Here is a 10,467-nt window from a genome sequence, read left to right as displayed (position 1 = left end):
CCGCGCGGCCGGCGAAACACTTTCCAAATCCTGCCCAATCTTACCACTTTTTCAGGGGTCCCTAATGAAGTTTACGAGAGTAAATCAGTCCTGCAGTGAACCCCAACGCTTTTCTGAGTGCTTTCTTGGAATATAGTAGTCTAAAGTTGGGTTTCACTGTGTCTTTGAGTGTATCTGAGAGGTTTTGGTGTTTGATATGTTTCTGACCCAGAATAAGGAATTTTGGAGGCAAAATAACAAAATTTTCAGCAGAATCTGCACAAATTTTATGCAAAAAAATGGGCGGATTTTTATATCCGCCCTTACAAAAAATGAAGAAAGGATTATAGGATCCACACTGCCATCTTGCCCACGCCACGATTACACCACGCATAATACGGGATAGCGGTAACGTCCACCTGCTTCACATCAGGCTTTGTGTCCAGATAGAGATTGTCTCCCCATTCGGTGTCATCCAGCACGCTGCCTGTTCCACGGATGAGCGTCACGCCGCCCAATAATTCACTGTCAAACGTTGTTGCCATAGAATTATTATTGACAACGGACAGCGTTTGAAAAGTCCCATGGGGGTTATCAATATCTTCAAAACAGTAGACGAGCGGACCGCGGCGTAAAGCGGATCTTCCAAGATTTTCTCTCACGAGTGGATGCGCGTGAACACTTGTAACAGGCATCGCAAGCTGCAGTTCTACTCGGTCGCCAGCGTCCCATGCCCGCGTGATTGAGAGATAACCGTCAGAATTCACCTGTGGTTTATAAACTTCGCCATTGACGCGTGTCTCGAACTGTTCACACCATCCGGGAATCCGTAAATTTAGTGCAAAGGAGACCGGTGTTTCTGGCGCGATTGTCAGTCTCACATCACCCGACCACGGGTAATCTGTCTCTTGGGTCACTTTCACTGGGACGTTTCCGGCAACAGTTGCGTTGGCTGTCCCACCGACATACAGGTTCACCCATAAACCCTCGTCTGATTGCGCATAGATGTACGCTCCAACAGAGGCGAGAAGTCGAGCAATATTCGGCGGGCAACAGGCACATCCGAACCATTCATGCCGATGCCTATCACCGTGGCTTGCCAATGGGTTCTGATAGAAGAAACCCGTGCCATTGAGCGAAATTCCGGAGAGCGCGCCGTTATAAAGAGCCGTCTCCAAGACATCAACAAAGCGGGACTCCCCACGCAGCAGGAACATCCGATGTGCCCAAAATATTAATCCGATTGAAGCACACGTTTCGGCGTAGGCAGAAAAATTAGGCAGTTCATAATCTTTTGTGAAACCTTCATTGTGTCCAGAGGGACCCACACCACCGGTGATATATAAACGCTTCTCTACGTTCCGCCAGAGTGCCTCCAGTGCCCTAACGATAGCAGTATCGTCAGTTTCATCAGCGATATCGGCGGCACCACTGTAGAGGTACATCGCACGCACGGCGTGCCCGACACACTCTGTCTGTTCCTGTATCGGGAGATGTGCTTGTGCGTAATGTCCTTCAAATTTTCCGTCGCGTGTGAAGTGGTGCTGATACGCGCCAAGCCCGCCCGGAAGGTCAGGGTTCTCCAATTCTTTCTCGAAAATTGACGGGGAATGCCCACGCCGTCTGACAAAATATTCCGCGAGCGACATGTAGCGTACTTCGCCTGTCAAGCGAGCCAATTTCACGAGTGCGAGTTCGATACCTTCATGTCCTGGAAGCCCGTCTCGTTTGTCGTGTCCAAAGGTTTTGTCAATCAGATCGGCGAACCGGCATGCAACGTCTAACAGGGTCTGTTTCCCGGTCGCTTGGTAGTGTGCGACTGCTGCCTCAAACAGGTGTCCGGCGCAATACAGTTCGTGCATCATACCGAGGTTCTGCCACCGCTTTGTCGGTTCAACCAGTGTGAAATAGGTGTTCAGATAACCGTCAGGCTGTTGGCTCGCGGCGATCTTTGCGATGACTTCATCCAGTTCCGCTTCCCATTGTGGATTCGGATGCGTCCAGAGTGTATACGATGCCGCCTCTACCCATTTATGAACGTCGGAATCGTTGAAGAAAATACCTTCAAATTCTCCGGACATCAAGCCAGCGGCTTTCGCGAAGTTGTCAATCCTACCGGTTGTTCGGCACTGCGCCAATTCGTGTGGAATCGTTGCCTCGGAATTCGTTTTCTGTCGGGGGCTCCAAAACCGATCATTAATGGTAACAGCCGTAAATGGAATTGCTTTCACAATGTGGTTCTCTTTCTGGTAGTATGGTGAGGAATCGCAGTGAGGACTTACGCAAAATCCGTTCCTTTCCTGCTGAATCGGAAGATTGGAAGGGTGGAAGGGTGGAAGCGTGGATGGCGGATTCCATCCTTCCCTACCTTCCCTGCCTTCCATCCTTTCAGCCGAATATTCGCTTTCCGCGTGAGTCCTGTTAATGAAACGCTCTTAACGGCTTCTCATACTGATCTGTTGGAACGCTTCTTTCGGTAAATATCTTCCTAATACTCTCTGAACATCTAAGTCCGAAAGCTGCTGTGGCGTGATTAAGACGCATTTGTTCCGAGAACTCGCCGTCCAAGTGGTCTCAAAATCCTTATAACTTAATCGTCGTTCAGAAAGACTGACTGGATTCTGAAAAAATACTTCGTTTGACTGATCGCTATAACGAGCCAATGGCAGAATCTCTGCATTCCCTCGTGAAAATTGAATTCTTACAATGGGAATCCACCCTTTGGCAACAAACGCTTTCAGGACATCAAGCGAGCAGTTAGAGATAATAGCGGCGTGCTGCACCTTGCCACGTGTCCTTGCATAGAAATCATCAAGTCCACCCCTGCTATTTGCGTTCGGCGATTCCTTGAAGGCATTTCTGACATAGGGTCGCTCCCGTAAATGGACGACAGCGTTTTCAGGTAGACTGACCGCTTGGTCCCTTTTTGCTTGCTGTGTTACATTCTTCTCAGCAGCGGCGAGTGCTGTTTCAGGAACGTGGAACTGTCCTTGCGGCGGCGGACCACAGTTTATTGCAAGGAGTGCGAAAACGAGCGACGCAACACACGCTCGCACCGTTGAATGTGAAAAACCCGTAAGTAGTGCCTGACGAACTTCTCTTAAAAAAGACAATTGATGTTTCATGATGTCATTCCTCCTTGCAAGTAGAAACGATTTGCGTAAGAAACGGTTTACCTGTCTTCCGTCTAAAGCCCCCTGCTTTAGCTTGGGGATGTAAGACGGCGTAGGATATTGTTGAAAAATAAACTTGACAATTGTAGTCAAATTGCGGTATAATTAATACTATCACACTGGCAGACATGCTAAGCATTGTCGCTTGACAATGTGTCTGCCGTCCCACTTAGCAGGGGATAAAGGTGTGATATGTGATATACCATGAAAACGTATAAGTATAAGTTCGGAAATCAATCTAATTTGATACGACTTGGTAATCTGCTTGATGATATGTGGCAGGTGCATAAGTATTTCCATGAGTGGCACCGTCAACGCTATAAAGATGGTTTGCCGTATGCGAACCACGCTGCGATGTGTGAACATTTGACTGATTTGAAACGCACGACGCATCCACATTGGAAAGCATTGCCGAGTCAAGCTATGCAAGAAGAATTGAAACGGATACACCTTGCGTATGAGCGTTTTTTCAAGAAACTTGGTGGCAGGCCGAAGATCAAAAAACGCCATAGGTTCAAATCCTTGACGCTCAAACAAGCAGGTTGGTCTCTGAAAGACAATCGCCTCACCCTCAACTTCAGAAAATGGGAGAAAGGGAAATGGCGACATGATAAAGTGGCGTATGCGTTCCATAAGCACCGTGAGTTTCATGGGAATATCAGTCGTATCACGATAAAGCGCGACGCTTGCGGCGACTATTGGCTTTATCTGATAACCGATTTTGTAGAAACAAAACCGCTGCCAACGACGGGTCAGAGTGTTGGGGCAGACTTCGGTATGAAAGACGCATATTTGACGCTTAGCACGGGTGAAAAGATACAACACCCACAACCGTTGAAACAGTCCTTGAAGAAACTTCGGTCTCTCAACAAAAGTCTTTCCCGAAAGGTTAAAGGTTCTAACGGCTGGTGGCAGAGCGTCCGTGACCTCGCACGACTCTATCGCAAAGTTGCCAACCAACGCAAAGACTTTCATTGGCAATTGGCAAGCAAACTTTGCGAGAAGTTTGATACCATCATTCTTGAAACCTTGAACCTTGACGGCATGAAACGCCTCTGGGGACGGAAAGTCTCCGATCTTGCGTTCTACCAGTTTGTTGAGATATTGCGATATAAGTGTCAAAAACATAAGCGTCAGTTTGTTCAAATCGGACAGTGGACGGCGACAACAAAGCCGTGTGCCGATTGTGGACATAGAAACGAAAATCTTTCTCTCTCTGATAGGCAGTGGACATGCCCCGAATGTGGTTCACACCATGACCGAGACATCAACGCTGCGATAAACATATTGCAGGCAGGGATACCCGTGAAAGTTTCCGCACGATATGCCTGAGACTCGTTTCAGAGTTTCAGGGAATTGCCTGCTGGTGGAGCGAAAATAAGACGGTGGACTCTTTGAGAAAACCGCAGTCGCTACGAAGCCGAAGCCCCACGCTTTAGCGTGTGGGTGGTATCACGCATTGTTAGTCGATTTTAACCTCAACTTCCCGTTTTTCTTTCCATGATTCTACAATGGCTTCGGTAATTCGTAACGCTTGCAAACCGTCTTTCCCTGTTGGGGCGGGGGAGCGGTCGGCGAGTAAGTCATCGACAAGCGCAGCCATCCGTAAGGCAAATGTTCCATCAAATGCAAGTTGTTCGGCTCTAAAAATAGAGGGACGGTATTCTTCAACGACCTGATTGTCCCGTCTCATCAAGGTTGCGCGTGTCAGGACATTATCAACGACGATTTCGCCATCAGAGCCGCAGATTTCAAGACGTTCAATTGGATGGATGAAGTCACTATCCCAACTCGCCATCAACGTAGCAACGACTTCCGTTTCGTAGCGGCAGGAGATGGCCATGCTGGTATAACATGCGTCTTCACCTTCGCGTACCTCATTTTCCCGTGGTTTCGCCATTTGCGCGCAGACAGCAACAATCTCACCGCCGAACCATCGAAGCAAGTCGATCGCATGGGTTTCGAGTTCGTAGAGAAGGTAATATTCTCCCTTCCATGTTGAGGCGGGTCCCCCTTGAGATAATTTCATATCTAAGTAATAAGTTTGCCCGATAATCCCCGCGTCGAACCATTTCCGCGCTTGGACATACCCCGGTGCGAACCGGCGGTTGTAATCAATAGCGAGGTGTACACCCTTTTCTTCAGCCTTCGCGACCATTTCTTCTGCTTCGTTGATATAGAGGGACAGAGGTTTTTCGGAGATAACGTGTTTGCCTGCCTCCAGACATTCCATTACGGGTTCAAAGCGCAGATAGTCAGCAGTTACAACGTCTACAAGGTCGCACTCTTCATGCGCGAGCATCTCTTGGATGGAGGGGTACCAATTCGCGACGCCGAGTTCTTTAGCACGTGCCTCTGCTTTAGCGGTATCTATGTCGCACACTGCTACCAATTCCGCACCCGGATGCTGAAGATAACCCAGTTGATGAAGGCGGCCAATGCCACCGCACCCAACTGCTGCAACTTTCAGTTTCCCTGCCATAATTGTATTCTCCTTTACGCGCTGGGCGCGTCGCGAGCACAGTGGCTCCTACTAAAGTTCTGATGGGGACCTGCAACCCTCTGTTTGAAAGAGATTCGCCTTCTTTTTCTGATATTGGCTTACGAACTCCACCTAAACATATAATATAAGATGCAGAAAAAAATAACAAGGAAAATTTTCTGTAGGTTTCCTTAGAGTATGTAACCATTTATCTGCTTGGCACACCGCTGACGAGGTTTCAGAAAGTCCTAACCTAAAACTGAGTTTGTTGCATCGTAATAATTTTTATGGTATACTTTTTGTTAATCACATTTTGTAAGGGGAGGTACTTCGTGATGAACTGTCCGCGTTGCAAACGGGAAGATGCTGTCAAAAATGGGAAAGCCAGAGGCAGCCAACGCTATAAGTGTAAAGCTTGTGGCTTTCAGTTTACGCGACTTACCTCTCGTGGGAGACCGCCGTGGCAGAGAGCTTTAGCGGTTTTCCTATACTGCCGCGGGATTTCTATAAGCACAATCGCTCGAATGTTCTCGGTCTCACCGAGTACCGTCTTCAAATGGGTGCGAAAGTTTGGTACCCCACTTGGACCTACACCAGACGCTGCTGCCGATGGTGCGGTTCTCCTTGATGCCAGTGAAATATCGGAATATCTGAAAAAACAGAGCGAAAACTGTGAATCTGGAAAGATTTTTGTCGTCATCCCGGAGGATGTGTCTTCTGAGAATGTGGTCGTTGGCATAAAGCGAGATTAAAATGTCCGGAAACTCTAAATCATATCGTGCCCGCACCCGCCCCAATAACATTTGATTTCCCATTTCCCTTCAGTTTTTCTATGAAGGGTGTTCCCCTGCTTACCCTCCAATTTCCCTTGACAATCTCAGCAATCTACTTTAAAATTAAGGGTAGGAGGTTACAAATAAATTTATGCAAATCCGACTTTTAACAACAATTTTTGGCTCACAAACTACGCCAAAATTTGAAAAAATTCTGAAATATAGTGTAAGTGTATGTCTTCTCGTTTTCCTTTTCGGTGGCGTTGCAGTCGCCGCAGATTCATTCGGTGATCCGTTTGAGAAGGGCAAATTACAGAATCCCAATTGGAAATGGCAAAACGAACCCCCGAAATGGGATGTCGGTAAAACACGTGAAAATTTTTTGTATATTGACAGCGAACCGAACCGGAATCTCTGGGCAAACGATATGTCACATTTCCTGTATCAGGAAACTGACACAGATATGTTTGATGTCGAAACCCACTTCTTTGCTAAATGGGATACCAGTTCTGGTGTGAATGGATTGGTCGTAAAAAGCCCGAAGGACGATAATTGGGTAACTATTAAATTCTGGTCGCGGGATGCAGCAGCGAAAGGTCATATCCAGTATCAAACCAAGCAAGCTGGAATGGGACCGCCTGATATCCAATGGCGATTTGGGGATTGGGGGGACATCGAAATGTCGCTCAGACTCAAAAAAGAGGGCGATACATACACCGCTTGGTATAAAGCAGCAGAAGATAAGGATTGGATGGATATCGGACAAGGGGATTTTGAGCTGACACCTCCCTTGTGGCTTGGAATTTATGCCGGTGTTGCTGCAGGCACAGGGAGCCTGGAGGTCGAATACGAATATTTCAATGATAATCTAAATCCTTTCCCTGTTGAACCCGGTGGAAAAGTGACAACAACTTGGGCGGCAGTAAAAACCCAGTATTAAGAGTGGACAACGTTTATGCAGTACCGTCTGATTATTTTTCTGATGCTTTTTGGTGTTTCCACTGCAGCGGCATCAACCTTCACCGATGTCAGTCTCACTGCAAATGTCTATCAACGTGAAATTCCTGTTGACGCGGAATCCGGGGCTTGGTGGGGACCCGGTACCGCTGCTGCGGACTATGATAACGATGGCTGCTGGCTCGACATCTTTGTTGTTGGCGATGGCGGTTTACCCAATGCACTTTACCACAATAATGGCGATGGCACCTTCACGGACGTAGCCGCCAAGGCAGGGGTTGCAAACACGCCAAGAGGACGTGGATGCGTCTGGTTTGACTACAACAATGATGGGTGGCGCGACCTTTATGTTACGTGCGCGGGTCCCAATTATCTCTATCACAATAATGGAGATGGCACTTTCACGGATGTAACACAGCGAGCAGGTGTCGGTGACGAGAAACACGGCACTGGTCCCGTAATCGCTGATTATGATCACGATGGATGGCTTGACATCTACATTGCCAATTGGGGGCGAGCACCATCCCTTTTAAACCCAAATCCCGCTTCCAAAACCAACGTTCTCTATCGAAACCGAGGGGACGGCACCTTTGAAGAGGTGACGCAAGCCGCTGGTGTCGCCGATGATGGCATCGCTTGGGGTGCTATCTTCTTTGATTATAACAACGACACTTGGGCGGACCTGTTCGTTGCGAATGACCACGGTCCCGATAAACTCTATCGAAATAGGGGCGATGGAACATTTCAGGATGTTTCGGAACAATCCGGCATCGTAACCCAAATCAACGGGAAACCGACAGGTGCGATGGGACTCTGCGTCGGAGACTATGATAACGACACCGACTTAGACTTTTTCATCACCAACTATGATGCCGATCTCCTCTGGCGTAATAACGGCGATGGCACCTTCACTAACGTCGCTGAGGCTGTTGGTGTCGCAAACGAAGGCGTAGGGTGGTACGCCAGTTTTGTTGATTACGATAACGACGGTTTTCGCGACTTATACGTTGTCAATGGGGATGTTGATAATTCACAGAAAACAAATCGTAATCGCCTCTATCACAATCAGAACGGACAATTTGTTGACCGTGCAGACGCACTCAACGTCACGGTTGATGCTGTCGCACGCGGTGCAACCGCTGGTGATTTTGATAACGATGGCGATGTCGATTTTTATATCGTCAGTAACACGGGTAATACTCTTCTTCAGAACGATGTCAACCCAAATACATGGTTTCCCGAAAAGTCAGATAGGACTTGGACGAAGTTTCGATTGCGCGGAACAAAAAGCAACCGCGACGGTATCGGCACCAGAGTCACCGTGGTAACCGACAACCTTGTTCAGACACAAGAGTTAATCTGCGGTACAGGTTTCTTGGGTGGCGATAGTTTAGAGCTTGAATTCGGGCTCTCATCCGCTTATCAAATTGATTCTGTCACCTTGGTGTGGCCCTCCGGCACTGTAGACACTTATCATGACCTCTCACTCCCGAAGCGGAATAAAACCCTTTTTACTTTCGTTGAGGGTGGAACAGTAACGGTAGCCGTTGAACCCACTGGGAAACAGCGCACGGTATGGGGAAAGGTGAAAGCTGCAGAGGTCTTTCAGAACTATCCCAATCCATTTAATCCTGAAACGTGGATTCCATACCGACTTTTCGAGTCCACTGATGTTCAGATTTCAATCTATTCCCAAAATGGTGAATTGATTCGGAACTTTGACCTTGGGCATCAGCCTCACGGTGAAAAGGTGCTTTATTGGGATGGCAAAAATCGCGTTGGGGAAACTGTCGCCAGTGGTATCTATTTTTACCAGTTCCGGGCAGGCGATACCCACAGCGTTCGGAAAATGTGGCTAATGAAGTAAGCACGGTTCTTTAGGGGTGACACCTAATTTAAGCGGAGCAGATTCAAAGTGGAGGAAAAAAATGGCTTTAATAATAGAAGAAGGGAAAATAAGCAATGGACGCATTGTATTATCTAAACCGCTCTCCTTACCGGAGGGTACTGAAGTACGCATACAGATAGAACCGATTGACCCTGATAACACGCAAAGCACAGCGACAAAAGAGAACGAGGATTTTGCCAACCAGCCTTTCTTTGGGATGTGGGCAGATCGAAAGGATATGCGCGACAGTGTCGCATGGCTGCGCAAGGAAAAAGAAAAGTGGCAACAGCGATTAACGCGGACGGAATAATGGAAAACATATTTTTGAGATGGTGGGGATGCGGTGCGTTTGATGCGTGCTTCGGCGATGTCAATATTGCGTTTGATCCGTATCTGTTCAATCAGAACTTAGCGGATACCGAACCCATATATGATTACATCTTTATTTCCCACGAACACTTTGACCACTGCCACCCCGTAACCCTGCGAAAGTTATGTCGCGGCGAGCACTTCAAAAAACTATTTGTCAATCCCGGATGCATTACACCGGCAGAACCCATCGCTGAAAAATATGGGGATGCCGCATTTGCACGTGACCTACCTATTACGAAGCATGTCCCCGCTGATAAGGTGCAGGTTCTTTATCCCAAGCATCTCAACGAAAATCAAGGCACATCACGCGCCTTTCAAGGTTCAGAGACGCTTGATCTTGGTGATATACAGGTCGAAACAATTGAGAGTGGCGAAAATCAGACACCAGATATCCCAACAAACGGCTACCTGATAACGCACACCGCAAAGAATGTCTCAATTTTACACACCGGTGATTTGCATGAACCCTACCCAGCGTTAGCAAACCTCCGGGGCAAAGTAGATTTCCTGATCCACATGAAGCTCGGTCTCGGCGAAGGACTCGCGCCTCGCCTCATTGAATTGGTGGAGTTGATTCAGCCGCGCTTCGTGATACCGACACATTATCGGACGGATCGGAAATCTGATCCGATACCGGCAGGGCATTGGCCCCCAAACGTCACTGATGAGATGGCGTTTATTGAGTCGATGCGCGAAATAGTCGGCGATAGAACGTGTCTTCTTCCTTTCACCGCAGGCATAGAATATGAGGTCGAGATGCCGATGAAGCAGGTTATCTGGAAATGGGAGTGGTTTAACACATGGACTGTGCCGCCGTGGCGGGAGTAAGATCGTTCCAGTAGA

9 protein-coding genes are annotated in these 10,467 nt (G+C 47.9%); 6 read left to right on the top strand and 3 right to left on the bottom strand.

Features of this window, described 5'->3' with window-relative positions:
* Positions 1 to 323: 323 nt before the first annotated feature.
* The gene (locus tag OXH39_11665; protein ID MCY3551107.1) at positions 324 to 2,210 is read right to left on the bottom strand and encodes a glycoside hydrolase family 127 protein; all 1,887 of its coding nucleotides are present in this window, start codon (positions 2,208 to 2,210) and stop codon (positions 324 to 326) included.
* A gap of 204 nt (positions 2,211 to 2,414) precedes the next feature.
* Positions 2,415 to 3,104: a hypothetical protein gene (locus OXH39_11660; GenBank protein ID MCY3551106.1), complete on the bottom strand. Its 690-nt coding sequence runs from the start codon at positions 3,102 to 3,104 to the stop codon at positions 2,415 to 2,417.
* A gap of 252 nt (positions 3,105 to 3,356) precedes the next feature.
* Between OXH39_11660 and OXH39_11655 the strand changes: the two genes are divergently transcribed.
* On the top strand, positions 3,357 to 4,484 hold the full coding sequence (locus tag OXH39_11655; protein ID MCY3551105.1) for an RNA-guided endonuclease TnpB family protein: 1,128 nt from the start codon (positions 3,357 to 3,359) through the stop codon (positions 4,482 to 4,484).
* 130 nt (positions 4,485 to 4,614) lie between these two features.
* Here OXH39_11655 and OXH39_11650 read toward each other — a convergent pair whose 3' ends face one another.
* Complete coding sequence (locus OXH39_11650; protein MCY3551104.1) at positions 4,615 to 5,634, bottom strand: Gfo/Idh/MocA family oxidoreductase; 1,020 nt, start codon at positions 5,632 to 5,634, stop codon at positions 4,615 to 4,617.
* A gap of 335 nt (positions 5,635 to 5,969) precedes the next feature.
* On the opposite strand from OXH39_11650, the gene OXH39_11645 reads away from it, so the two are divergent.
* From OXH39_11645 to OXH39_11625, 5 genes are all read left to right on the top strand, one after another.
* On the top strand, positions 5,970 to 6,386 hold the full coding sequence (locus OXH39_11645; GenBank protein MCY3551103.1) for a helix-turn-helix domain-containing protein: 417 nt from the start codon (positions 5,970 to 5,972) through the stop codon (positions 6,384 to 6,386).
* A 172-nt stretch (positions 6,387 to 6,558) separates the two neighbouring features.
* Positions 6,559 to 7,347, top strand: coding sequence for a hypothetical protein (locus OXH39_11640; protein MCY3551102.1), 789 nt, complete (start codon positions 6,559 to 6,561; stop codon positions 7,345 to 7,347).
* A 15-nt stretch (positions 7,348 to 7,362) separates the two neighbouring features.
* Positions 7,363 to 9,231, top strand: a complete 1,869-nt coding sequence (locus tag OXH39_11635; GenBank protein ID MCY3551101.1) for an FG-GAP-like repeat-containing protein — start codon at positions 7,363 to 7,365, stop codon at positions 9,229 to 9,231.
* Between the two features lie 61 nt (positions 9,232 to 9,292).
* Positions 9,293 to 9,562 carry a hypothetical protein gene (locus tag OXH39_11630; protein ID MCY3551100.1) on the top strand — a complete coding sequence of 90 codons (270 nt, stop codon included), beginning with the start codon at positions 9,293 to 9,295 and terminating at the stop codon, positions 9,560 to 9,562.
* The gene (locus OXH39_11625) at positions 9,562 to 10,452 is read left to right on the top strand and encodes an MBL fold metallo-hydrolase (GenBank protein ID MCY3551099.1); all 891 of its coding nucleotides are present in this window, start codon (positions 9,562 to 9,564) and stop codon (positions 10,450 to 10,452) included. The genes OXH39_11630 and OXH39_11625 overlap by 1 nt, the downstream gene beginning before the upstream one ends.
* Positions 10,453 to 10,467 lie beyond the last annotated feature (15 nt).

It is taken from the genome of Candidatus Poribacteria bacterium, from assembly GCA_026702755.1.
In the GTDB taxonomy this organism is placed as follows: Bacteria; Poribacteria; WGA-4E; order WGA-4E; family WGA-3G; genus WGA-3G.
The sequence above is the reverse complement of the archived record's forward strand: the minus strand, read 5'-3'. Positions and strand labels throughout refer to the sequence as shown.